The sequence below is a fragment of the Mesorhizobium sp. B4-1-1 genome (assembly GCF_006439375.1).
Taxonomy (GTDB): Bacteria; Pseudomonadota; Alphaproteobacteria; order Rhizobiales; family Rhizobiaceae; genus Mesorhizobium.
The window spans coordinates 1-24528 of sequence record NZ_VFTH01000030.1 but is presented as its reverse complement, the minus strand read 5'-3'; the positions used below and the strand labels follow the sequence as shown (position 1 = coordinate 24528).

The 24528-nt window shown below is 64.2% G+C and carries 19 protein-coding genes and 1 pseudogene; 15 read left to right on the top strand and 5 right to left on the bottom strand.

Going from position 1 to position 24528, the window contains the following annotated elements; translation table 11 throughout:
- Positions 1-236: 236 nt before the first annotated feature.
- The gene (locus FJW10_RS27750; protein ID WP_140836999.1) at positions 237-1058 is read right to left on the bottom strand and encodes a pyruvate, water dikinase regulatory protein; all 822 of its coding nucleotides are present in this window, start codon (positions 1056-1058) and stop codon (positions 237-239) included.
- A gap of 402 nt (positions 1059-1460) precedes the next feature.
- On the opposite strand from FJW10_RS27750, the gene hemE reads away from it, so the two are divergent.
- The 3 genes from hemE to rho all read left to right on the top strand — a co-directional run bounded on the left by hemE (position 1461) and on the right by rho (position 4531).
- Positions 1461-2489, top strand: coding sequence for a uroporphyrinogen decarboxylase (gene hemE, locus FJW10_RS27745; protein ID WP_140902443.1), 1029 nt, complete (start codon positions 1461-1463; stop codon positions 2487-2489).
- Positions 2486-3031 (top strand): protoporphyrinogen oxidase HemJ, encoded by a 546-nt coding sequence (gene hemJ, locus FJW10_RS27740; RefSeq protein ID WP_140902442.1) that lies wholly within the window; start codon positions 2486-2488, stop codon positions 3029-3031. The genes hemE and hemJ overlap by 4 nt, the downstream gene beginning before the upstream one ends.
- Before the next feature lie 234 nt (positions 3032-3265).
- The gene (rho, locus tag FJW10_RS27735; protein ID WP_140902441.1) at positions 3266-4531 is read left to right on the top strand and encodes a transcription termination factor Rho; all 1266 of its coding nucleotides are present in this window, start codon (positions 3266-3268) and stop codon (positions 4529-4531) included.
- 218 nt (positions 4532-4749) lie between these two features.
- Here the strand turns inward: rho and FJW10_RS27730 are convergent, their stop codons facing one another.
- Complete coding sequence (locus tag FJW10_RS27730) at positions 4750-6768, bottom strand: thioredoxin domain-containing protein (protein ID WP_140902440.1); 2019 nt, start codon at positions 6766-6768, stop codon at positions 4750-4752.
- 127 nt (positions 6769-6895) lie between these two features.
- Here FJW10_RS27730 and mnmE point away from each other — a divergent pair, with 127 nt between their 5' ends.
- The 7 genes from mnmE to FJW10_RS27695 all read left to right on the top strand — a co-directional run bounded on the left by mnmE (position 6896) and on the right by FJW10_RS27695 (position 14898).
- Positions 6896-8203 carry a tRNA uridine-5-carboxymethylaminomethyl(34) synthesis GTPase MnmE gene (mnmE, locus tag FJW10_RS27725; RefSeq protein WP_140902439.1) on the top strand — a complete coding sequence of 436 codons (1308 nt, stop codon included), beginning with the start codon at positions 6896-6898 and terminating at the stop codon, positions 8201-8203.
- 162 nt (positions 8204-8365) lie between these two features.
- Positions 8366-10240 carry a tRNA uridine-5-carboxymethylaminomethyl(34) synthesis enzyme MnmG gene (mnmG, locus tag FJW10_RS27720; RefSeq protein WP_140902438.1) on the top strand — a complete coding sequence of 625 codons (1875 nt, stop codon included), beginning with the start codon at positions 8366-8368 and terminating at the stop codon, positions 10238-10240.
- Positions 10237-10872, top strand: coding sequence for a 16S rRNA (guanine(527)-N(7))-methyltransferase RsmG (rsmG, locus tag FJW10_RS27715; RefSeq protein ID WP_140902437.1), 636 nt, complete (start codon positions 10237-10239; stop codon positions 10870-10872). The genes mnmG and rsmG overlap by 4 nt, the downstream gene beginning before the upstream one ends.
- Positions 10873-10889: 17 nt before the next feature.
- Positions 10890-11687 (top strand): ParA family protein, encoded by a 798-nt coding sequence (locus tag FJW10_RS27710; protein WP_140902436.1) that lies wholly within the window; start codon positions 10890-10892, stop codon positions 11685-11687.
- A gap of 63 nt (positions 11688-11750) precedes the next feature.
- Positions 11751-12644: a ParB/RepB/Spo0J family partition protein gene (locus FJW10_RS27705; protein WP_140645986.1), complete on the top strand. Its 894-nt coding sequence runs from the start codon at positions 11751-11753 to the stop codon at positions 12642-12644.
- Positions 12645-13451: 807 nt separating this feature from the next.
- Complete coding sequence (locus tag FJW10_RS27700) at positions 13452-14078, top strand: DUF1326 domain-containing protein (RefSeq protein ID WP_140902435.1); 627 nt, start codon at positions 13452-13454, stop codon at positions 14076-14078.
- Between the two features lie 31 nt (positions 14079-14109).
- Positions 14110-14898 carry a DUF2182 domain-containing protein gene (locus FJW10_RS27695; protein ID WP_140902434.1) on the top strand — a complete coding sequence of 263 codons (789 nt, stop codon included), beginning with the start codon at positions 14110-14112 and terminating at the stop codon, positions 14896-14898.
- Between the two features lie 125 nt (positions 14899-15023).
- On the opposite strand, the pseudogene FJW10_RS27690 reads toward FJW10_RS27695, so the two are convergent.
- A pseudogene (locus tag FJW10_RS27690) lies at positions 15024-15310 on the bottom strand (GIY-YIG nuclease family protein).
- Positions 15311-15577: 267 nt separating this feature from the next.
- Positions 15578-16621 carry a DNA polymerase III subunit delta gene (gene holA / locus FJW10_RS27685; protein ID WP_140902433.1) on the bottom strand — a complete coding sequence of 348 codons (1044 nt, stop codon included), beginning with the start codon at positions 16619-16621 and terminating at the stop codon, positions 15578-15580.
- A 543-nt stretch (positions 16622-17164) separates the two neighbouring features.
- On the opposite strand from holA, the gene FJW10_RS27680 reads away from it, so the two are divergent.
- The 4 genes from FJW10_RS27680 (at position 17165) to lpdA (ending at position 22450) form a co-directional block, all read left to right on the top strand.
- Positions 17165-18397, top strand: coding sequence for a 3-methyl-2-oxobutanoate dehydrogenase (2-methylpropanoyl-transferring) subunit alpha (locus FJW10_RS27680; protein WP_140902432.1), 1233 nt, complete (start codon positions 17165-17167; stop codon positions 18395-18397).
- Positions 18398-18399: 2 nt separating this feature from the next.
- A complete protein-coding gene (locus FJW10_RS27675; protein ID WP_140837023.1) occupies positions 18400-19413 on the top strand; it encodes an alpha-ketoacid dehydrogenase subunit beta in 1014 nt (337 codons plus the stop codon).
- Between the two features lie 15 nt (positions 19414-19428).
- Positions 19429-20742, top strand: a complete 1314-nt coding sequence (locus tag FJW10_RS27670) for a dihydrolipoamide acetyltransferase family protein (RefSeq protein ID WP_140902431.1) — start codon at positions 19429-19431, stop codon at positions 20740-20742.
- 295 nt (positions 20743-21037) lie between these two features.
- Positions 21038-22450: a dihydrolipoyl dehydrogenase gene (gene lpdA, locus FJW10_RS27665; protein WP_140902430.1), complete on the top strand. Its 1413-nt coding sequence runs from the start codon at positions 21038-21040 to the stop codon at positions 22448-22450.
- A gap of 330 nt (positions 22451-22780) precedes the next feature.
- On the opposite strand, the gene FJW10_RS27655 is transcribed toward lpdA, so the two are convergent.
- Positions 22781-23884 (bottom strand): saccharopine dehydrogenase family protein, encoded by a 1104-nt coding sequence (locus FJW10_RS27655; RefSeq protein ID WP_140902428.1) that lies wholly within the window; start codon positions 23882-23884, stop codon positions 22781-22783.
- Between the two features lie 153 nt (positions 23885-24037).
- Between FJW10_RS27655 and FJW10_RS27650 the strand changes: the two genes are divergently transcribed.
- Positions 24038-24466: an Lrp/AsnC family transcriptional regulator gene (locus FJW10_RS27650; RefSeq protein WP_140902427.1), complete on the top strand. Its 429-nt coding sequence runs from the start codon at positions 24038-24040 to the stop codon at positions 24464-24466.
- Positions 24467-24528 lie beyond the last annotated feature (62 nt).

The following is a 24528-nucleotide window of genomic DNA, read 5'->3' as shown; positions in this document are numbered from 1 at the left end:
AGCACAAACTTTGGAGAATGGCCAAAGCCTTACGAACTTCGTCATCCTAGGGCGAAGCAGGAGCGAAGACCCTAGGATCCATGCCATAACCTCAGCCGGGGGGCGCAGCGGAGCAGAATTCTACACCGTCGCAACAGTTCGACGTCACGGCATGGATCCTAGGGTCTGCGCCGCGTCGCTTTGCACCTTGCTCCGCCCTACGATGACGAAGCGGCCGGCGTCTCGGCAAATCCCAGTTAGCGCGTCTTTCCCCGCAGGGCAACGATCGCGGCCGCCGTTTCCTCGATGGAGCGGCGGCTGACATCGATCATCGGCCAGCCATGCCGCGTGCAGAGCTGGCGGGCATAGGCGAGCTCCTCGTTGATGGCGGCGCGGTCGACATAGTCGGTCGGCACGAAGGCGGCGCTGTTGCCGAGGATGCGGTTTTGCCTCACATGCGAGATGCGTTCGGCCGTGGCGATGAGGCCGACGACCAAGGGCGTCCTGGCGGCGATCAGGCTTTCGGGCAGCGGCACGCCGAGCACGATCGGGATGTTGGCGGTCTTGATGCCGCGATTGGCGAGATAGATGCTGGTCGGCGTCTTCGAGGTCCGCGAGATGCCGATCAGCACGATATCGGCATCGTCCATATTGGCCGGCAGCTGGCCGTCATCATGCTCCATGGTGAAGTTCAAGGCATCGATGCGGCGGAAATATTCGGCGTCGAGCACGTGCTGGGCGCCGACGCGGCGGCCGGCCGGCGTGCCGAGATAGGACTGGAAGACCGTCAGCACCGGCTCCAGCACCGACACGCAAGGCAGGCCCATCGCCGCGCAGCGCTCGTCGATCGAGCGCGCCAGCTTCTGGTCGACCACCGTATAGAGAATGATGCCGGGCTCCTCCTCGATATCCTCGAAGACCTTGGCGATCTGCTTTTCCGTGCGGATCAGCGGATAGATATGCTCGATGGCGCGCGCATCCTTGTATTGCGCCGACGCCGCGCGGCCGGCCGCGAGCAGCGTCTCGCCGGTGGCGTCGGAGATCAGATGCAGGTGGAAGAAGCTCTGAGGTTTGTTCACAGGGGATGGGTCCAGGCTGTGGGCAATTGTGGACAAGGCTGGATGGGCAGGCCTCGGGTCGGGAAGCGACTGTATCAGATGGCCGCTTGTCCACAATTCGACCCGCTGTAGGCTTTGTCGCGGCGCTGGGGACAAAACTGGGGATCAACTTTTCTTGGCCGATTTCGTCCACAGCGGGAAGTCCAGAGCCGAAAGGCCAAGCTTTTGACTCGAAAGCCTGAATCCGCTTCGTCCCCAGATCCCTCCAAATTGCGAAAGCGAGTACGCGACAATATGCTGACTGGTCTTTTCGAGCCGCAGGCTGGACAGGTCGCAACCATCACAACCAACAGACTCTTAGAATCAGAAGACTCTTTTAAAATAGATATTTGATTTAAGAGACACCGGAGGGGACAGCGCCAAATGGCTGCGAAACGGATCATGCTGGACGTCCTCAAGGGCGAGACGGTTGCACCGCCGCCGCTCTGGATGATGCGTCAGGCGGGCCGCTATCTTCCCGAATACCGGGAGACCAGGAAGCGGGCCGGATCCTTCCTCGATCTCTGCTATGACCCGGACCTTGCCGTCGAGGTAACGCTGCAGCCGATCGAACGCTTCGGCTTCGATGCCTCGATCCTGTTCTCCGATATTCTCGTCGTGCCCAACGCCCTGGGGCGGGATGTCCGCTTCGAAGAGGGCCGCGGCCCGATCCTGAAGCCGATCTCGGCATCGGAGATTCACGGGCTGGACGGCGGTATGTTTCACGTGAATCTCGAACCGGTCTACGAGACGGTGCGCCGGTTGCGCGCAAAACTGCCCGACGAGACGACGCTGCTCGGCTTCTGCGGAGCGCCCTGGACGGTGGCGACCTATATGATTGCCGGGCACGGCACGCCCGACCAGGGCCCTGCCCGGCTTTTCGCCTATCGCGAGCCCGAGGCCTTCGCACGGCTTCTGAAGATTCTGGCCGAACACTCGGCCGCCTATCTCATTCGCCAGATCGAAGCCGGCGCCGATGCGGTGCAGATTTTCGATTCGTGGTCGGGCGTGCTGGACGAACCATCCTTCGAGGCCTTCTGCGTCGAACCGGTGGCCGAGATCGTCCGGCAGGTGAAGGCGGCTCACCCGAACGTGCCAGTGATCGGTTTTCCGAAGGGCGCCGGCGAGCGCTATCGCGACTACAGGAGGAAGACCGGCATTGTCGGTCTCGGCCTCGACTGGACCGTGCCGCTGTCGATGGCGAAGGACTTGCAGCGCGACGGAGCGGTGCAAGGCAATCTCGATCCGCTGCGCCTGGTCGCCGGCGGCAAGGCGCTGGCCGACGGCGTCGATGCGATTCTGAGAACTTTGGGTGGTGGGCCGCTGATCTTCAATCTCGGCCACGGCATCACGCCGGAGACGCCGGTGGCGCATGTCGAGGCGATGGTGAAAATGGTGAGGAGCCGCCGATGAGCAATGAGAACAGCGCGAGCAGTGGGAACAGCACTGGCCAGGCGATGAAGCGCATGGCGATCGGCATTGTCGTGCTCGTCGTGCTTAGCGCGCTGCTCTATTTCGTGGCGGGCGACGGCTTCTACCCCTGGGCCAAGGCGATCCATGTGATCGCCGTCATCGCCTGGATGGCCGGCATGCTCTATCTGCCGCGGCTCTTGGTCTATCACGTCGATGCCGAGAAAGGCTCGGTGCAGTCCGAGACCTTCAAGGTGATGGAACGCCGGCTGCTGCGGGGAATCATCAACCCGGCGATGATCGTGACCTGGGTGTTCGGGCTTTGGCTCGCCTGGAAGGGCTTTGGCTTCCAGGGCGGCTGGCTGCACGCCAAGATCGCGCTGGTGCTCGTCCTGTCGGGTCTGCATGGCTATCTCGCCGCCGCGGTCCGGAAATTCGCCGAGGACAAGAACGAAAAACCGGCGCGGCACTGGCGGATCGTCAACGAGATCCCCACATTGCTGATGATCGTCATCGTCATCCTGGTCGTCGTGAAGCCGTTTTAGATCGGGAGCATGATCTTTCCGAAAACCGGTTGCCACTTTTCGGGATCGTGCTCCAGGCTTCCTTCAATCCAGCAGAAGCCCAGCAAAAGGCGGCTTGCTCTTTCAGGCGACCGACGATAAAAGACGGGTCTTCCTTCCCGTCATGCGCCGCCCCTTTCACTCGCTTTCGGCCGCGCCCGGCATTTGTCGTATTCAGCCGATTTTCCTCCCCAAAGCCTACCCAGAGTCTATCTAATGCAAGAAATGAAACTCGCAGAGTTCAAGAACAAGAAGCCGCCAGAGCTGATCGCTTATGCCGAGACGCTCGAGGTGGAGAACGCCAGCGTCATGCGCAAGCAGGAGCTGATGTTCGCGATCCTGAAGAAGCTCGCCGCCCAGGACATCGAGATCATCGGCGACGGCGTGGTCGAGGTGCTGCAGGACGGTTTCGGCTTCCTGCGCTCCGCCAACGCAAACTACCTGCCGGGTCCCGACGACATCTACATCTCGCCGTCGCAGATCAGGCGCTTTTCGCTCAAGACCGGCGATACGGTCGAAGGGCCGATCCGCAGCCCGAAAGAGGGCGAGCGCTATTTCGCGCTGCTCAAGGTCAACACCATCAATTTCGACGATCCTGAAAAGATCCGTCACAAGATCCACTTCGACAATCTGACGCCGCTCTATCCGACCAAGCGGCTGAAGATGGAGATCGACAATTCGACCTCCAAGGATATCTCGCCGCGCGTGATCGACCTGGTCGCGCCGATCGGCAAGGGCCAGCGCGCGTTGATCAACGCGCAGCCGCGCACCGGCAAGACGGTGCTGATGCAGAACATCGCCCATTCGATCACCGCCAACCATCCGGAATGCTATCTGATCGTGCTTTTGATCGACGAGCGTCCGGAGGAAGTGACCGACATGCAGCGCTCGGTTAAGGGTGAGGTCATCTCCTCGACCTTCGACGAGCCGGCGGTGCGCCACGTGCAGGTCGCCGAAATGGTGATCGAGAAGGCCAAGCGTCTGGTCGAGCATGGCCGCGACGTCGTCATCCTGCTCGATTCGATCACGCGTCTCGGCCGCGCCTACAACACCGTCGTGCCGTCATCCGGCAAGGTGCTGACCGGCGGCGTCGACGCCAACGCGCTGCAGCGCCCGAAGCGCTTCTTCGGCGCCGCCCGCAACATCGAGGAAGGCGGCTCGCTGACCATCATCGCCACCGCGCTGATCGATACGGGCAGCCGCATGGACGAAGTCATCTTCGAAGAGTTCAAGGGCACCGGCAACTGCGAAATCCAGCTCGACCGCAAGGTGGCCGACAAGCGCATCTACCCGGCGATGGACATCCTCAAGTCGGGCACCCGCAAGGAGGACCTACTGGTGCCGCGCGGGGACCTGCAGAAGATCTTCGTGCTGCGCCGCATCCTGGCGCCGATGGGCACGACCGACGCGATCGAGTTCCTCATCGACAAGCTCAAGCAGACCAAGACCAACGCGGACTTCTTCGATTCGATGAATACGTGATTGGGTGGGCGCGGTAGTCCGCCCCTTTTCTTCGTCATTCCAAGGCGGAGCAAGGAGCGGAGCGACGCGGCGTAGACCCTAGGATCCATGCCGTTACTTTTGGGCCTTGCAGCGGTGCAGAATTCTGCGCCGCTGCGTTCTTCGGCAAACGTCACGGCATGGATCCTCGGGTCAAGCCCGAGGATGACGAAGAAACCGATCTCGGCCTCGCGGGCCTCTCAGCTTCGCCGCAGCAACTTCTCCAACTCACCCGCATTCGTCACCACCGGCAGACACACCTGCCCGCTGCAGAACCAGGCGCCTGCCTTGTCCGTCGGCGGCAGCACGCCGCCCGGCAATAGCGGTCGATTCGCTTCCGTTCCGATCGACACTGCGATGTCCACCCGGCGCGGATCGGGATTCCGATTCGCAACCGGAACGAGGCTCGGGGTATCTGGCCTATCTATGATCACGAGCTTCAATGGCTCGAGCGCCAGCGCGCAGGCATTGACGATGCCGGCTTGGCCATAGGCCTGCTGGGACGCGCGGCCCATGGCGTGCTCGGCGGCCGTCCAGGCCTTTTCCGCGATATCGAGGTCGCCGGTGAGCGACGACAGCCGCACCAGCGCCTCGATAATCTGGCTGATGGCGGAAGGTATCGCCTCGTCGACATCGCCGCGGATGCGGATCGGAACGTCGCCGCTGTCCGACGCCGTCAACCAGTAGCCGGTCTTGTCGTCGTCCTGGTGCCAGCGGTCGAGCTCGCCGATGAACTGCATGGCGCGATCCGAATAAGCCGGATCGCCGGTCGCCTCGAACAGCGCGATGGCCGCGTTGGTCATGGCGGCGTAGTCGCTGGACAGCGCCGGGAACAGTCTCTTCGCGCCGAGCATGGAATGCGGCAGGCGGCCATCCTGGCTGGCCTCGACGATATGGGCGAAAGCCTTGGCTGCGGCATCGATCCACTCACGGCGCCCAAGTGAGCGGCCTGCCTCGGCGAGCGCCGCGATCATCAGCCCGTTCCAGTCGGTGAGCGCCTTGCCGTCTCGGCCAGGCCTGATCCGCTGTTCGCGGACGGCCAGCAGCTTGGCCTTCAGCGGCACGAGCTGACTATAATCGGCGATGCCCTGACTTTGCTGTGCTTCGGTCTGGCGAATGATCGGCTTGCCTTCCCAGCCATGCGGGGCGGCCAGCTCGAAATACCGGAAGAAGGTCGACGCATCGTCACCGAGCGCGGCTTCGACCTCCTCGCGGTTCCATGTGTAAAAAAGCCCCTCCTCGCCGTCGCTGTCGGCATCGAGGCTGGCGGCGAAGGCGCCGCCGTCGACCAGCATCTCGCGCAGCAGCCAGCCGGCGGTTTCTTCGATTCGTACGCGAAACAAGTCGTTCCCGGTGGCGGCATGGGCCCAGTTGCACAAGCGGATGAGCTGGGCGTTGTCGTAAAGCATCTTCTCGAAATGCGGCACCAGCCATTCGGCGTCGGTCGAGTAGCGGCTGAGGCCGCCGCCGACATGATCGTAGATGCCGCCGGCGAGCATTTTTTCGAGGCTGGCGAGTACGGCATCGCGATGTTCCGCCCGGCCGTCCCGCAGCCAGGACAGCCAAAGCGCGTGCATGAACGGCGCGTTGGGGAATTTGGGCGCGCCCTTCAAGCCGCCGAGTTCGCGGTCGATCATGCCGTCGATGCGGCCGACGAGATCGGCCAGCGTATCGCGGTCGAGCACGGCCCTGCCTGTCGCGCCGGCAAGCCGCTGCTCGACATGGGCGGTCAGCCCGTCCGCGCTTTCGGCAAGGCTCTGCCGCTTTTCGCGCCAGGCCTTGTCGACCGCTTCCAGCACCTGGATGAAGCCCGGCCTTCCGTAACGCGCCTCGCGCGGGAAATAGGTGCCGCCCCAGAAGGGCTTGCCGTCGGGCGTCAGGAACATGGTCAGCGGCCAGCCGCCCTGCTCGCCCATGGCGTGGAGCGCGGCCATATAGATCTGGTCGATGTCCGGCCGTTCCTCGCGATCGACCTTGATATTCACGTAGAGCCGGTTCATGACGGCCGCCACGGCGTCGTTCTCGAAGCTTTCATGCGCCATGACATGGCACCAGTGGCAGGCGGCATAGCCGATGGAGAGCAGGATCGGCCGCCCGAGCTGCTTCGCCTCGGCAAGGGCCGCGGGCGACCAGCCGCGCCAATGGACGGGATTGTCGCTGTGCTGCTGCAGATAGGGGCTGGCCTCTTCGGCAAGCAGGTTTCGTGCGGGCAAGGTCACGATGGGCGGGCTCGGCATTTGGGTTTGATGCGGCAAAGCGTGATGTCGAAAACCGTGAGCGATTTTCGACCGACATGCTCTACCTCTAATCTAGGCGGTTCGGCAGGTCCGGCAAATGGTTTCACCAATGGCTTCGAAGGATTCGATCGTTGCGCTGTCCAGCGGCCGCCTGCCCGCCGGCCTTGCCGTCATCCGTGTCTCTGGCCCGAAGACTCGATTCGTGGTCGAAACGATTGCGGGCACCGTTAAGGATCGGTTTACCACGTTGCGCAAGCTCAGGGCCGCGGACGGCTCGGTCATCGATCACGGGCTTGTCCTGTTCTTTCCAGGTCCCGGCAGCTTTACGGGCGAGGATGTTGCCGAATTCCAAGTCCATGGCAGCCGCGCCGTCGCGGCCAAGATGCTGGAGACGATCACGGGCTTCGAAGGTGTCAGGCATGCCGAGCCTGGCGAGTTCAGCCGGCGCGCCTTTCTCAACGGCAGGCTGGATCTGGTCGAGACGGAGGCATTGGCCGATCTGGTCAATGCCGAGACCGAGGCGCAGCGCCGTTTCGCCTTGCGCAACGCGGACGGTGCGCAGAGCGAGCTCTATTCGAACTGGCGGCGCCGGCTGATCCATGCGCGGGCCATGATCGAGGCGGAAATCGACTTTGCCGACGAAGAGGACGTGCCGGGCTCCGTTTCGGATGCGGTTTGGTCTGACGTGTCGGCAATGATCGGCGAGATCGATCGGCATGTTGAAGGATTCAAGGCAGCCGAGATCATTCGCGACGGGTTCGAGGTTGTGATCCTCGGTGCGCCGAATGCCGGCAAGTCCAGCCTGTTCAACGCGCTGGCCAGGCGCGACGCAGCGATCGTCACCGACGAGCCGGGCACGACTCGCGATTTGCTCGAGGTCGCCATGGACCTCGACGGGCTGAAGGTGCGGATCGTCGACACGGCCGGCCTGCGGGATGCCGCGGGTACGGTCGAATCGATCGGCATCGAGCGTGCCAGGGCCAAGGCCGGGGAGACAGACCTGATCCTGCTGCTGGAGGACATGGCCGACCCTGTGCCCGTCGGCGAAGTTGCGAGCGGGGCTCCGCTGCTGCGCGTCGGGACGAAGTCCGATATCGCCGGCGTCGGCGCTGGCGCATATGATTTGGCGATCTCTTCCAGGAACGGCGCCGGGCTCGGCGCTCTTCTCGACGAGATCGGAAACCGTGCCGCCAAGGCAGCCGGGGCCGCGGGTGAAGTCCTTCCGTCGAGGCTGCGGCATGTCGAGCTGCTCAAGGAGACGACGGGCTTCTTGCGGGCGGCGCTGGCCGGGCACAGCCAGGAACTGAGGGCCGAGGAATTACGATTGGCGGCGGATCGCCTCGGCCGGATCATCGGCGCGGTCGATGTCGAGGATCTGCTCGACGTCATCTTTTCGCAGTTCTGCATCGGTAAATGATTCACGTGAAACACGACGCGGGTCCTGTGCGGCGATGACTCACGTGAAACATTCGGGCTTCGGATGCGTGTTTCACGTGAAACGAGTCGGGCCTTCGTCCTTGACAGAGCGTGATGACCGGGGACATGTGTCGGGCAATCTCTGAAAGCGGATTTTTGGAAAATGACCGATCACTATGATGTGGTGGTGGTGGGCGGCGGCCATGCCGGCTGCGAGGCGGCGAGCGCTGCCGCGCGCGCCGGCGCCAGGACCGCGCTGGTGACGCTGCGCTTCGACACGATCGGCGTCATGTCCTGCAATCCGGCGATCGGTGGCCTCGGCAAGGGCCATCTCGTGCGCGAGATCGATGCCATGGACGGGCTCATGGGCCGCATCGCGGATGCCGCCGGCATCCAGTTCCGCCTGCTCAACCGCCGCAAGGGGCCGGCCGTGCGCGGTCCGCGCACCCAGGCCGACCGCAAGCTCTATCGACTTGCCATGCAGGCCGCGATCGATGAACAGGCCAATCTCGACGTGGTCGAGGGCGAGGTTCTCGATCTCGCAATCGAGGACGGTCGTGTCGCGGCGGTGCTGGTCTCCGGCGACCGGCGGCTGACCTGCGGCGCCGTGGTGCTGACCACCGGCACGTTCCTGCGCGGGCTGATCCATATCGGCGAGAGGAAGATCGTCGCCGGCCGCATGAACGAACAGGCAAGCCATGGGCTTTCGGCCACCATGGCGCGTGCGGGCTTCAAGCTCGGGCGCCTGAAGACCGGCACGCCCCCTCGCCTCGACGGCCGCACCATCGATTGGGCGTCGCTGGAAAGCCAGGCGGCGGACGAGGATCCGGTGCCGTTCTCGCTGATGACGGACGCAATCGTCAATCCGCAGATCCATTGCGGCATCACGCGCACCGTGCCGGCGACGCATGACCTGATCCGCGCCAATCTTGGCCGCTCGGCGATGTATTCCGGGTCGATCGAAGGCGTCGGGCCGCGCTACTGTCCCTCGATCGAGGACAAGATCGTCAAGTTCGGCGACCGCGAGGGTCACCAGATCTTCCTCGAGCCGGAAGGTCTCGACGACGATACCGTCTATCCGAACGGCATTTCGACCTCGCTGCCGGAAGATGTGCAGCTCGACATCCTGAAGACCATTCCCGGGTTGGAAAAGGCGACGATGCTGCAGCCCGGCTACGCCATCGAATACGACCATGTCGATCCGCGCGAGCTCAAGACGACGCTGGAGACGAACCGCGTGACCGGCCTGTTCCTGGCCGGGCAGATCAACGGCACGACCGGCTACGAAGAGGCCGGCGCGCAAGGTCTGCTCGCCGGTATCAATGCGGCGCGCAAGGCTTCCGCCGGCGAACCGGTGGTGCTCAGCCGCACCGAGGCCTATATCGGCGTGATGGTCGACGACCTGACCAGCCGCGGCATCGCCGAGCCTTACCGGATGTTCACCTCGCGGGCGGAGTTCCGGCTGTCGCTGCGCGCCGACAATGCCGATGAGCGGCTGACGCCGCTGGCCGACAAGCTCGGCATCGTAGCCTCGCCGCGGATGCAGCGGTTCGGCGAGATCGCGCTGAAACTGGATCAGGCCCGCGCGCTGGCAAAGTCCGTGACGCTGACGCCGAACGAAGCGGCGCGGCATGGGCTGGAGATCAACAAGGACGGTGTGCGCCGCACGGCCTATGAGCTTTTGGCGCATCCGGGCGTCGACATGGCGTGGCTGATTCGTGTCGAGCCGCGCTTTGCCGCGCTTGACGCCAAGACGGCGGAACGGCTCGAAACGGAAGCGAAATATTCGGTTTACCTTGATAGGCAACAGGCCGATGTCGCCCAGATCAGGCATGAGGAATCGCGGCTCATCCCCGAGGCGATCGATTTCTCTGATGTTCCCGGACTTTCGAACGAGTTGAAGCAGAAGATGAAGACGCGCCAGCCGCGTTCGATCGCCGATGCTCAGCGGATGGAAGGCATGACGCCCGCTGCGCTGGCCATCATCGTGGCTCATGTCCGCAACGCCGAGCTCGCCGCGCGAAGGGACGTGGCGTGAGCGCCTGGGACGATCTGCAAAAGGCGGCGGGTCCGGTTTCACGTGAAACATTCGAGCGGCTTCGGGCCTTCGAAGAGCTGTTCCTGAAATGGAACCGCAGCATCAACCTGACTGCGCCATCGACACTGGACGATGTCTGGCGCCGCCATATCCTGGATAGCGCCCAACTCGCGCGAATCGCACCCACTGCCACGCGCTGGGTCGACCTTGGTTCGGGCGGCGGGTTTCCGGGATTGGTGCTCGGCTTTCTGCTGGCCGAGCGGACCGGCGCGTCGATCGACTTGGTCGAGAGCAACCGCAAGAAGGCTTCGTTTCTGCAATCGGTCATCGGCCAGTTCAATTTGCCCGCACGGGTCCTGGCCAAGCGCATCGACGACAGCTATGCGCTTGTTTCCGCACCGGAAATCGTAACCGCCAGAGCGCTGGCCGCCCTTCCGGATCTGCTCGACCTGGCTGCGCCGTGGCTGACCAAAGGGTCACGCGCGCTTTTCCATAAAGGCCGGGATTACCGTGCCGAGGTGGAAGAAAGCACTCACCGCTGGGGCTTCGATCTGGTAGAACATTCGAGCATGACCGACCCACACGGCGTCATCCTTGAAATCACTGAATTGCGCCCGGCGAAACAGCAATGAATTACTGGCATAGGCCCATGAGCACAGCACCGCGTATCATCACTGTTGCCAACCAGAAAGGCGGCGTCGGCAAGACGACGACGGCCATCAACCTGGCCACGGCGCTGGCCGCGATCGGCGAGCGCGTGCTGATCGTCGATCTTGACCCGCAGGGCAATGCCAGCACCGGCCTCGGCATCGACCGCAAGGACCGCACCGTCTCGTCCTATGACGTGCTGACGGGCGAGCTCGAGCTGGAGCAGGCCGCGGTGCCGACGGCGGTGCCCGGCCTGTCCATCATACCCTCGACGCTCGACCTTCTCGGCATCGAGATGGAAATCGCCTCGGCGCCCGACCGCGTGCTCAAGTTGCGCAATGCGCTGCGCGCCGCCTCCGAGCGTTCGGCCCCGTTCGGCTATGTGCTGATCGACTGCCCGCCCTCACTCAACCTTTTGACTTTGAATTCAATGGCAGCGGCCGATTCCATTCTCGTGCCGCTGCAATGCGAGTTCTTCGCGCTGGAGGGTCTCAGCCAATTGCTGGAGACGGTCGAGCAGGTGCGCAATACCATCAACCCGGACCTCACCATCCAGGGCATCGTGCTGACCATGTATGACGGGCGCAACAACCTCGCCAACCAGGTGGTGCAGGATGTTCGCACCCATATGGGCGACAAGGTCTATGAGACGATCATTCCACGCAATGTACGTGTGTCCGAAGCGCCGTCCTACGGCAAGCCGGCGATCCTCTATGACCTGAAATGCTCGGGCAGCCAGGCCTATCTGCAGCTCGCCTCCGAAGTGATCCGCCGCGAGCGCAAGCTGCGCGCGGCCTGAGCTGCATCATCGCGCGGCTTGGTTAATTAGCCTATTCGATTCCGAAACGATCTGGACAAACTCATGAGCGAAGACCAATCGAGAAAAAGACTGGGCCGCGGCCTCGCGGCGCTGATCGGCGAGATCGACCGTCCGGCAGCGCCCGAAAAGCCGAGCGCGGCGGTGGCGGCCGACGGCAAGGTGCCGATCGAGTTCGTCAGCCCGAACCCGAAGAATCCGCGCCGGCATTTCGGCGACGCCGAGCTCACCGATCTCGCCCAGTCGATCCGTGAGCACGGCGTGGTGCAGCCGGTCGTGGCGCGCCCCTCGCCCTCGCAGCCCGGCCGCTACGAGATCATCGCCGGCGAGCGGCGCTGGCGGGCGGCGCAGCGCGCCGGCCTGACCGAGATCCCGCTGATCGTGCGCGACGTCAACGACCGCACCGCGCTGGAGCTGGCGATCATCGAGAACGTGCAGCGCGCCGACCTCAATCCGGTCGAGGAGGCGCAAGGCTATCAGCAGCTGATCGACGAGCACGGCTACACCCAGGCCGATCTCGGCCAGGTGATCGGCAAGAGCCGCAGCCATGTCGCCAACACACTACGGCTTCTGAAGCTGCCCCCCGTCATCCATAGCATGCTGGTCGACGGCGATCTCTCGGCCGGTCATGCCCGCACGCTGGTAACCGCGGAGGACCCGGCCGGGCTCGCCAAGCGCATCGTCAAGGAAGGGCTTTCGGTGCGCCAGGCGGAAGCGCTGGCGCAGATGCCCGCCGGCCCGACACCGGCCAAGACCAGGCCCGCGGCAAGCGCGTCGGACAAGGACCCCGACACGCTAGCGCTCGAGAAGCTGATGACCGATACGATCGGCATGATCGTCAGCATCGAGCACAAGGGCAAGGGCGGCACGCTCAGGGTCAACTATCGCTCGCTGGACCAGCTCGACGAGTTGTGCCGGCGGCTGAAGGACGAGCGGTAGGCGGCTGCGGCGCAACGGTATTTGCTGGAACCTGAGGTTTTGGCTTAAGGCTGGATATGCGTGATATATCGGTGATAAACAGGGCTTGGGCGATGCGCCGGCCCTTTTTTTTGCGCGCCGATCATTGAAGGCGGGTGGCGGCAGATCTCCGACTTGAGGGGAGTTGGCCGACAGGACAGGAGGGACGCTGTCCGGCCAGCGTATCAGCGCTTCTCTAGCCGCAACCCACGCGTCGTTATCCCCGGGCTTGACCCGAGGATCCATTCCGTGACCGAGGCCGAAGGGCTCAGCGGTACAAAATTCTGTAAACGTTGCAATGCCTTAGCGTCACGGAATGGATTCTAGAGTCTGCGCGCGTCGCTCCGCTCCTTGCTCAGCCCTGGAATGACGACGGAGATGGTTGGCGTTCCTTCGCGCCCCCTCTGTCCTCCTGGACATCCTCCCTCACAAAAGCCCACGAGGGGAGATCAGCCGGCGCGTCGGTTTCGCCAATCACAAGCGTTTTGCAGCACAATCGCGAAACACAGCCTGTCGCGCCAGTGCATCGGACAGGTCTGCCGTTTGCGCGTCGGCAGCACCGCTGTCTGCAGCCGCACGCGGCCGAGCGACCCGACGTTCCAGCGCCGGCGCCCTCCGCTTGACAGTCCGGGGCAACGGCGTACCTTCTATTAGCTCGAACTTAAGTTATGCCCCGGCGTGCCGATCAGTCGCGAAGAGGGCTCTCTGCCGTTCCGATCGTGTTCGTGAAACGGCACCGCCTCGCCAAAGCGATATGCCCGACGCGCCTGACGCAAACGGGAGGTGCAAATGGCAGTCAGTTGGCAATTGTCTGGAAGCTACTTCGAAAATTGCAGCTGCGATGTCGTATGTCCTTGCCTGCTGTCGACCAAAGCGCAGCTGACATCGAAACCGACGAAAGGCGTTTGCGACGTCGCCCTGGTCTTTCATATCGACAAGGGCAGTTTCGGCGACGTTCGACTGGACGGGCTCAATGTCGCGATGGTTGCTCACACGCCAGGTCCGATGGCGGAGGGCAATTGGACGGCGGCGGCCTATATCGACGAACGTGCGGATGACCGGCAAACAGAGGCGCTAGGCGCCATCTTCACCGGCGCCGCGGGTGGGCCGATGGCTGCCTTCGCGCCGATGATCAGCACCAATCTGGGAGCGAAGAAGGCGCCGATCAAATACCAGGTCGATGGCAAGAAGCGGTCGGTGGAGGTTGCCGGCGTGATGCAGCTGGCGGTCGAACCGTTGCCGACAATGCGCGAGGACGGCGAGATGTGGGCGGCCACCGGCCATCCCGTCAATCCAGACTGGCTAGGCCTGGCGATGGGCGTGGAAGGCAATACGTTCAGCGACCATGGCATGAGTTGGGATAATTCGCGCCGAAACGCGCACTACGCTCCGATCAATTGGTCCGGCCAGCAATAGTCCTTGACCGCATGGCCGGACGGACTCGCCCATGACGCTGACACTGCAGCGAAACATCGTTCTCGCGCTGCTGATTGCGAGCGCCGCGGCGTCGTGGACTCTGCTCATCCGACAGCAGATCGGCATGGATGCGGACATGCGCATGGAAATCTACTCGCCCACCATGGGCATGACGGCGCCGCTCTTTCTTGCCGTCTGGATCGTCATGATGATTGCCATGATGTTTCCGACGGCCGCCCCGATGATCCTGACGTTTCACCAGGTTCAAGCGGCCAAGCGGGGGCGCGGCGAAACCTTCGTCTCCACCTGGGTGTTCGTGGCCGGCTACATGCTGGTTTGGGGCGCGATTGGCGTTCTCGCCTTTGCCGGCGCGGCCGGCGCGGAGATGCTTGGCGGGCAGATGGGAATGTCCGCCGCGACGGCCGCGCGCATCGGCGGCGTGCTGCTGATCGTTGCGGGTGCCTATCAGCTCTCCCCATTGAAGGATATTTGCCTGGCCAAATGCCGCACGCCCATCGGTTTCATCCTGACCTCATGGCGCGACGGTCGTTGGGGCGCGGCAGGCATGGGCATCGAGCATGGGGCCCTTTGTCTTGGCTGCTGCTGGCTCCTGTTTCTCGCCGTCTTTTTGCTCGGGATCATGAATGTCGCCGCAATAGCCGTGGTCACCTTGCTGATCTTTGCGGAAAAGACCCTGCCGTCGGGAGAGCGGATAGCCAGGGTGTCGGGAATCGCTCTGCTCCCTTACGGCGCGGCGGTGCTGGTCTTTCCACAGGCGCTGCCGACCTTCCAGCCGATGGACCAGATGATGATGAATTGAGAATTGAGCAACGACAGGGCAGGACGTATCCTTCGTCATTCTAGGGCGAAGCAAGGAGCGAAGCGACGCGCGCAGACCCTAGAAACCATGCCGTGACGCCTGAGCGCCGCGACAGTTCAGGACATTCACCAGCCAATTCCGCGAAACAACTCGAACCATTCAGGATTGGTCTTCTCGATCAATTCAACCTTCCATTGGCGCGGCCAGCGCTTCAATGATGTCTCACGCTGGATGGCGTCGGTGATGTCGAGATACTCCTCGTACCAGACCAGACGCTGCACACCGTACGGCTGGTGAAGCTGGAGCCTTGGCCGGTCTTGTGCTCTGGCATGCGACGAGCAAGGTCGTTGGTGACACCGATATAGATCGTGCCGCCCTTCTGGCTCGCGGTCATGTAAACGTAGCCTGTCATGTTGCGATCTTAGCTGGCGCTGTCGGCAACGGCTATTCTGGACGGCAGCAGTCTACGGCCAATGTCACGGCATGGTTTCTAGGGTCTGCGCGCGTCGCTTCGCTCCTTGCTTCGCCCTAGAATGACGAAGAATACGCTGGTGGGACAGCACTCATTTGGCCTGCCCGTCCTTCGCAGCAGCTGCGCAGCAGCTCCGGAGGGTGGGCAGGCCATCACCGCTACAAGGAGGGAGTTAGCTGTCGCCCGGCGGTCGCCAATCGCCGGCGTTTACCTTTGCCCCAGCCTCGCACTCTCGATCGCAATCCCGAGCAGCGCCTGCCTTGCCAGCGCTTCGGACAGGTCCGGCCGCTTGCGGGTCTGCAGCACCGCCGTCTGCAGCCGGCCGAGCGCGCGACCGAGCGCCTCGACAGTCCAGCGCTCCAGCGTCTTTTCCACCAGCCTGCGGCGCGAGAAGAAGACGGGCGGACGGGCGCCGGCGACGACCGAGGCGGCATTGCGGCCGCCGGTCTCCATCTGGCCGCGCATCACCTGGATCGCCTGCAGTTGCCGCATCGCCGAGGACAGGACCAGGAAGGGATGGCCGCCTGACTGGCAATGGCGGTTGAAGGCGATGTCGAAGTCGCCGACCTTGCCGTCCAGCACGGCGTCGACCGCGGCGTCGAAAGACGCGCCGGAGACATCGCCGGACAGGACGTTGACGTCGCTGATGTCGATCTCCTTTTGGCCGTGCGCATAAAGCACCAGTTTCTCGATCTCGCCGCGCGAGGCGAGGCGATCGCCGCCGAGATTGCGGCGCAGCGCCTGGCGGGCGTCGAGCGTCATCGACATGCCGGCCTTGCGCAGTTCGTCGTCGATCACCGTATCGAGGTCGCGGGCCTCGTCGGCATAGCAGGGCAAAGCGATGGCGTTGCCGGCGGCCTCGACGATGGCCCTGAGGCCGGTGCCCTTCTTCAGGTCGCCGGCTTCGATGAGGATGATGGCGTCGCGCGCGGGTTCGGCGGTCAGCACCTTGACGTCGTCGGCCAGCGATTTCTGGCCGCTGGCATTGCGCACCCAAAGCAGCCGCCGGTCGGAAAACATCGGCACGGTGCGGGCTTCGTCGAGCAGCCGGCCCTCGTCGCGGTCGACTTCCGCGCCGTCCAGCCTGACCACGGAGAATGGGTCGTCGAGCGGCAGGCCGGTTTTCGCGGCGAAGGTCTTCGCCCGCTCGGCGACGAGGCCGCGGTCGGGGCCGTAAAGCAGGACGATCGCCATGGCTGGATCCGGCCTCGCCAGCCACGAATCGACCTCGTATCCTTTCTTCTGTGCCATGCGGGTGGGTTAGCACGGGGCGGGGGCCGAGTGAACGGAGAAGCGGCCGGCCTCTCTTCGCCATTCTCGGGCTTGACCCGAGACTCCATGCAGTGACCCTCTGCCAAAGACGCAAGGGTGCAGAATATTCTGTAACTGCTGCAACGCCTTAACGTCACGGCACGGAATCTAGGGTCTACGCGCGTCGCTCCGCTCGTTGCTCCGCCCTAGAATGACGATCCTAAATTAGCGCTGTCACGCCCGCCTCTGCTCTGCCGGGCGTCTCTCCCACGACTGGGAGATTAACTGCGGCGGCCGCGGCGCATGCTTTGGTTGTCTTTTCTGGCGGCAATCGCCCCGCAAACTTCCGCCAAATTGCGCGCAGCGCAAAAACATCGACAAGAAATTTCGCCGCCATATCTGCATCTTGGCGCTTGTGTGCCGCATCGGTTCCACGAGCCGACGGCCGAAGGGGAAGGCTGTGCCCAGACCCGGCGAATTGGCACTGGTCTGGCGGCGCGGATGTGCAAAGATCGCACCGGCAACATTGGAGGATGTGAGCTCATGGCCGATGCTGGAATGTTGCGCTTCCATGTGCCCGAGCCCGAGGTTCGGCCCGGCGGCACGCCCGATTTCTCGAATGTGACCATTCCCAAGGCCGGTTCGGTGCCGCGTCCGGAGATCGACGTCGATCCGCGCACCATCCGCGACATGGCCTTTTCCATCATCCGGGTGCTGAACCGCGCCGGCGAGGCGGTCGGGCCATGGGCCGGGCTGCTCAGCGACCAGGAACTGCTCGAAGGCCTGCGCCATATGATGACGCTCAGGACCTTCGATGCGCGCATGCAGATGGCGCAGCGCCAGGGCAAGACCTCCTTCTACATGCAGCATCTCGGCGAGGAGGCGGTGAGCTGCGCTTTCCGCAAGGCGCTGCAGCCGGGCGACATGAACTTCCCGACCTACCGGCAGGCCGGCCTTTTGATCGCCGACGGCTATCCGATGGTCACGATGATGAACCAGATCTATTCCAACGAGGCCGATCCGCTGAAAGGCCGGCAGCTGCCGGTGATGTACTCCTCGAAGGAGCACGGCTTCTTCTCGATCTCCGGCAATCTGGCGACGCAATATATACAGGCGGTCGGCTGGGCGATGGCCTCGGCGATCTCCAACGATTCGCGCATCGCGGCCGCCTGGATCGGCGACGGCTCGACCGCGGAGTCCGATTTCCATTCCGCGCTGGTCTTCGCTTCGACCTACAAGGCGCCGGTCATCCTCAACGTCGTCAACAACCAGTGGGCGATCTCGACCTTCCAGGGTATCGCGCGCGGCGGCTCCGGCACGTTTGCAGCGCGCGGCCTTGGCTTCGGCATTCCGGCGTTGCGCGTCGACGGCAATGACTATCTCGCGGTGCACGCCGTGGCGAAATGGGCAGCGGAGCGGGCGCGCGCCAATCTCGGGCCGACGCTGGTCGAATATGTCACCTACCGCACCGGCGCGCATTCGACGTCGGACGATCCGTCGGCCTACCGGCCAAAGGCGGAATCGGATGCCTGGCCGCTCGGCGATCCGGTCATCCGGCTGAAGAACCATCTTATCCACAAGGGCGTCTGGTCGGAGGATCGTCACACCCAGGCCGAAGCCGAGATCCTCGAAACGGTGATCGCCGCGCAGAAGGAGGCCGAGGGCCACGGCACGCTGCATGCCGGCGGCAAACCATCGACCCGCGACATGTTCGAAGGGCTCTACGAAGAGATGCCGCCGCATCTGAGGCGCCAGCGCCAGCAGGCGGGGGTCTGACCATGCCCAGGAAGACCATGATCGAGGCGATCCGCGACGCGCTCGACGTCTCGATGGGGCGCGACGACAAAGTCATCGTCTATGGCGAGGATGTCGGATTCTTCGGCGGCGTCTTCCGCGCCACGCAGGGCCTGCAGGCGAAGTATGGCCGCAGCCGCTGCTTCGACGCGCCGATCAACGAATCCGGCATCGTCGGCTCGGCCATCGGCATGGCCGCCTACGGCCTGAAGCCCTGTGTCGAGATTCAGTTTGCCGACTACATGTATCCGGCCTACGACCAGCTGACGCAGGAAGCGGCGCGGCTGCGCTACCGCTCGAACGGCGACTTCACCTGCCCGATCGTGGTGCGCATGCCGACCGGCGGCGGCATCTTTGGCGGCCAGACGCACAGCCAGAGCCCGGAAGCCCTGTTCACCCATGTCTCCGGCCTGAAGACGGTGGTGCCGTCCAACCCGCACGACGCCAAGGGTCTGCTGATCGCGGCGATAGAGGATCCGGATCCGGTGATCTTCCTTGAGCCGAAGCGGCTCTACAACGGTCCGTTCGACGGTCACCACGACCGTCCGGTGACGCCATGGTCGAAGCATGAGCTCGGCGAAGTCGCCGACGGCCATTACACGATCCCCCTCGGCAAGGCTGCGATACGCAGGCAAGGCTCGGCGGTCACGGTGCTTGCCTATGGCACGATGGTCTATGTCGCGCAGGCCGCGGCCGAGGAGACCGGCATCGACGCCGAGGTGATCGATCTGAGAACGCTTTTGCCGCTCGACCTCGACACGATCGTCGCCTCGGTGAAAAAGACCGGCCGCTGCGTCGTCGTGCACGAGGCGACGCTGACCTCCGGCTTCGGCGCCGAGCTGGTCTCGCTGGTGCAGGAAAACTGCTTCTATCATCTGGAAGCGCCGGTGGCGCGGGTCGCCGGCTGGGACACGCCCTATCCGCATGCGCAGGAATGGGACTATTTCCCCGGCCCGGCGCGGGTCGGGCGCGCGCTTATCGAGACATTGGAAGCTTAGAGCGGGGAGGCCTGGTTGGGCGAACACATCATCAAACTGCCCGATGTCGGCGAAGGCGTCGCCGAGGCCGAGCTCGTCGAGTGGCACGTCAAGGTCGGCGACCTCGTGCGCGAGGACACGGTCCTCGCCGCCGTCATGACCGACAAGGCGACCGTCGAGATCCCGTCGCCGGTCGATGGCGAAATCCTTTGGCTCGGCGCGGCGATCGGCGACACGGTGGCGATCGGCTCGCCGATCGTGCGGTTGAAGGTAGCCGGCGAGGGCAATGTGAAGGGCGCCGAGGCCGCGCCCGCGGCGAAAGCTCCGGCTGAGCCGGCTGAAACAAAGCCGGCGCCAGCGCCGGCCGCGCCGAGGGCGGCATCAAAGCCGGCAGAGGCGCAGAAGACGATCGCCGGCGCGTCGAAAACCACGCGTCCCGCCCCCGTTTCCGCCGCGCCGCGTGCGGAAGGCGAAAAGCCGCTGGCTTCGCCTGCCGTTCGGCTGCGCGCCAGGGAGGCCGGCATCGATCTGCGCCAGGTCGCGGGCAGTGGTCCGGCCGGGCGCATCAGCCATGAGGACATCGATGCGTTCGTCGCGCGTGGTCCGCAACTGGCCCGCGCGACCGGGCTTGCCCGGAAGGACGGCGTCGAGGACATCAAGGTGGTTGGCCTGCGGCGCAAGATCGCCGAAAGGATGTCGCTGGCGAAGTCGCGCATTCCGCACATCACCTATGTCGAGGAGATCGACGTCACGGCATTGGAGGAATTGCGCGCGACGCTGAACAAGGAGAAGCGCGGGGCCAGGGGGACGGAAAGGCCCAAGCTGACGCTGCTGCCGTTTTTGATGCGGGCGATGGTCAAGGCGATCGCCGAGCAGCCCAATCTCAACGCGCTGTTCGACGACGATGCCGGCATCATCCACCAGCATGAGGGCATCCATATCGGCATCGCCGCGCAGACGCCCAACGGACTGGTGGTGCCGGTCGTGAAACATGCCGAGGCGCGCGACCTTTGGGATAGTGCTGCGGAAGTCAACCGGCTGGCCGACGCGGCCAAGACCGGTACGGCGACGCGCGAGGAGCTGTCCGGCTCGACCATCACCATCACCTCGCTCGGCGCCATGGGTGGCGTCGCGACCACGCCGGTCATCAACTATCCGGAAGTGGCGATCATCGGCGTCAACAAGATCATGGTGCGGCCGGTATGGGACGGCACGCAGTTCATCCCGCGCAAGATGATGAACCTGTCGTCCAGTTTCGACCATCGCATCATCGACGGTTGGGATGCCGCGGTGTTCGTGCAGCGGATCAAGGCGCTGCTCGAGACGCCGGCGCTGATCTTCGTGGATTAGAGGTTATGGATAGAGACGTTGCCCGCGCACCTTCGTCATCCTCGGGCTTGACCCGAGGATCCATGCCGCGCCCGACGGCGAAGGACGCAGCGGCGCAGAATTCTGCACCGTTGCAACGTTCGAACGTCACGGCATGGATTCCAGGGTCTGCGCGCGTCGCTTCGCTCCTTGCTTCGCCCTGGAATGACGAAGTTCGGACGATATCCGCCAACCACCTTGGTTCCCGCCTGGGCTCTCGACATTCGCCGTCGTGTGCCCGCTTGGCAAAATCCCCGTGCTTAGCGACGAGGACCCCATGAAAGAGATCTCCTGCAAGCTGCTGGTCATCGGCGCCGGTCCGGGCGGCTATGTCTGCGCCATCCGCGCCGGACAGCTCGGCGTCGACACGGTCATCGTCGAGGTAGGCAAGCCGGGCGGCACCTGCCTTAATGTCGGCTGCATCCCGTCCAAGGCGCTGATCCATGCGGCGGAGGAGTTCGAGAAGGTCGCGCATATGGCAGGCGGCAAGGATCCGCTGGGCATCAAGGTCGCCGCGCCGACGCTGGAGCTCGCAAAAACCGTCGCCTGGAAGGACGGGATCGTTAGCCGCCTTAATAGCGGCGTTGCCGGATTGCTCAAGAAGGCCAAGGTCAAGACCGTGCAAGGCTGGGCGACGTTCCGGGACGGCAAGACCGTCGAGGTCGAGACCGAGACCGGCACGCAGGTGATCCGCGCCGAGACGGTGGTGATCGCCACCGGCTCGACGCCGGTCGAATTGCCGTTCCTGCCTTTCGGCGGGCCGGTCATCTCGTCCACCGAAGCGCTGGCGCTGAGCGACGTGCCGAAGAAGCTCGCGGTCGTCGGCGGCGGCTATATCGGGCTCGAGCTCGGCATGGCTTTCGCCAAGATGGGCGCCAAGGTCACCGTGGTCGAAGCGCTGCCGCGCGTGCTCGCGCAATACGACGCCGAGCTGACCCGGCCGGTGCTGAAGCGGCTCGGCGAGCTCGGCGTCGAGGTGATGCTGGGGGCCAAGGCGAAGGGATTGTCGACCCAGGGACAGGCGGGCAAGGGCGACGCGCTGCTGGTCGAGACATCAGACGGCAAGAACGCCAAACTCGCCGCCGACAGGATACTGGTGACGGTCGGGCGCAAGCCGCTGACCGAGGGCTGGGGCCTGGAGCAGATCGACCTCGACAAGGCGGGAAAATTCATCCGCATCGACGACCAGTGCCGCACCTCGATGCGCGGCATTTTTGCCATCGGCGACGTCACCGGCGAGCCGATGCTGGCGCATCGCGCCATGGCGCAAGGCGAGATGGTGGCCGAGATCGTCGCCGGCCACAAAAGAAGCTGGGACAAGCGCGCCATTCCGGCGATCTGCTTCACCGATCCGGAGCTGATCACCGCGGGCCTGTCACCGGAAGAGGCGAAGGCGCTAGCCGGCGAGATCAAGATCGGCCAGTTCCCGTTCGCCGCCAACGGCCGGGCGATGACCAAGCAAGGCGAGGATGGGTTCGTACGCTTGGTGGCGAGGGCCGACAATCATCTGGTGCTGGGCATCCAGGCGGTCGGGCAAGGCGTTTCGGAGCTGGCGGCCGCCTTTGGCCTGGCGCTGGAAATGGGCGCGCGGCTTGAGGACATCGCCGGCACGATCCATGCGCATCCGACGCAGGGCGAAGGTTTCCAGGAAGCGGCGCTGAAGGCGCTCGGCCACGCGCTGCATGTCTGAGTCCTGCGCCGGTCGACCCCCGCTCCGTCGAGCTGCGCTCGACACCTCTCCCCCGATCGACGGGGGAGAGGAAAGGCGCGAACTTAGTCCGCCAAGCTCCTTTCCTTTCCCTCCGGAGGGGGGAGAGGTGGCGCCGCGAAGCGGCGACGGAGTGGGGGAAGGCGCTGCTCAGATGCGCTGCCGCTGACAACTACACATCACCACCGGGGCCTCAACCAGGGCCAGGCATCCGGCTTGAAATAGCAACCGCCCGGCGCCGGTCGACCCCCAACCCGTCGAGCTGCGCTCGACACCTCTCCCCCGATCGACGGGGGAGAGGAAAGGCGCCGCTCAACCCGCCAGCCTGCTCGCCATCTCGTGCTGGGCGTAGGCGCGGCCGAAGCGGTTGGCGAGGAAGGCGTCGAGGGCGATGTCTTCCTGGCGCACGAAACCCTTCGCCGGCAGCGAGCCGTCGGCCAGCATGTCGAGCACGGCGCAGATGCCGGAAGCGGTGGTGATCTGGATGGCGCTGCGCACGATGTTGCCGACGCGCTGCGAATAGATCTTGTTGGCGTAGGTCTCCTGCAGCAGGCGGCCGTTGCGGCGGCCCGAGACGGTGACGAAGACGATAACCACGTCCTGCAGCGTCGAAGGCAGCGCGCTCTCAAAGATGTCCTTCAGCACGTCGCGGCGGTGGCGCAGGCCCAGATCGTTGAGCAGCGCCTTCATGATCGCGGCGTGGCCGGGATAGCGGATGGTGCGGTAGTTCAGCGTGCGCACCTTGCCCTTCAGCGTCTCGGCGAGCGTGCCGAGGCCGCCCGAGGTGTTGAAGGCCTCATAGGTGACGCCGTCGAGCGAGAATTCCTCGCGCTCCTCCAGCGGAGGCACTTCGATCAGCTCGCCCTCGACGATCGCCTCGCAAGGCTCGCAATATTCGTTGATGACGCCGTCGGTGCTCCAGGTGAGGTTGTAGTTCAGCGCGTTGGACGGATATTGCGGCAGCGCGCCGACCCGCATGCGCACGCTTTCCAGCGTGTCGAAGCGGCTGGCGAGATCGTTGGCGACGATCGAGATGAAACCCGGCGCCAGGCCGCATTGCGGGATGAAGGCGCTCTCGGCGTCACGCGCCAGCTCCTTGACGCGGCGGGTCGAAACGACATCCTCGGTCAGGTCGAGATAGTGCACGCCGGTGGCGGCGGCCGCCTCGGCGATGCGGGTGGTGAGGTGGAAGGGCGCGGCGCTCAGCACGGCGAACTTGCCGGCGAGAACCTTCTCGAGCTCACCCACGGCGGCGATGTCGAGCTCCTGCGTCTCGACGCCGGCCGGCAGTTCGGCGGCGGCAAGCTGGGCGGCCGAGCGGTCGACGAGCGTGACGCGATAGTCGCCCGTGGCGCTCAGCATTTCGGCGATGGTCGAGCCGATCTTGCCGGCGCCGACGACAACGATGTTCTTCATGATCAATATCCCCTGCGAATTCTGATTTGGGCCAATCCTGATTTGGGCCAATTCGATTGACGAGAATCTTCGCAGCTTACCTGTCGAAAGGAAGCGTGGAATCTGGCAATATGAAGCCAAACTTTAAGCGATCTGCCGAAAGGTTTCGTCGAAATGATCACGGAAGCCGAACAAGCCCTGCTTACCCTGCTGCGCGCCAACGCCCGCGCTTCGACGGCGGAGCTCGCGCGGCAGCTCGGCGTGTCGCGCACGACGGTGCAGAGCCGCATCGAGCGGCTGGAGCAGCGCGGCATCATCGCCGGCTATGGGGCGAGGCTGTCGCTCGACTACGAGCAAGGGCTGGTCAAGGCGCATGTGCTGCTCACCGTCACGCCGAAACTCGCCGACAAGGTGGTGCGCAGCCTGGAAGCGATGGCGCCGGTCCGCACGGTGCATTCGGTGAGCGGGAATTTCGACATGATCGTTATCGTCGACGCGCCGTCGATCCGCGATCTCGACGCGCTGCTCGACCGGATCGGCGCGATGGACGGGGTAGAGCGGACCTCGTCGTCGATTATTTTGTCGACGCGGGTGGATCGGTAGCAACGCCTCAGATGTTTGCGGGGCGGCGAAGCTGCCGATCTTCCCCCCTTGCGGGGGAGATG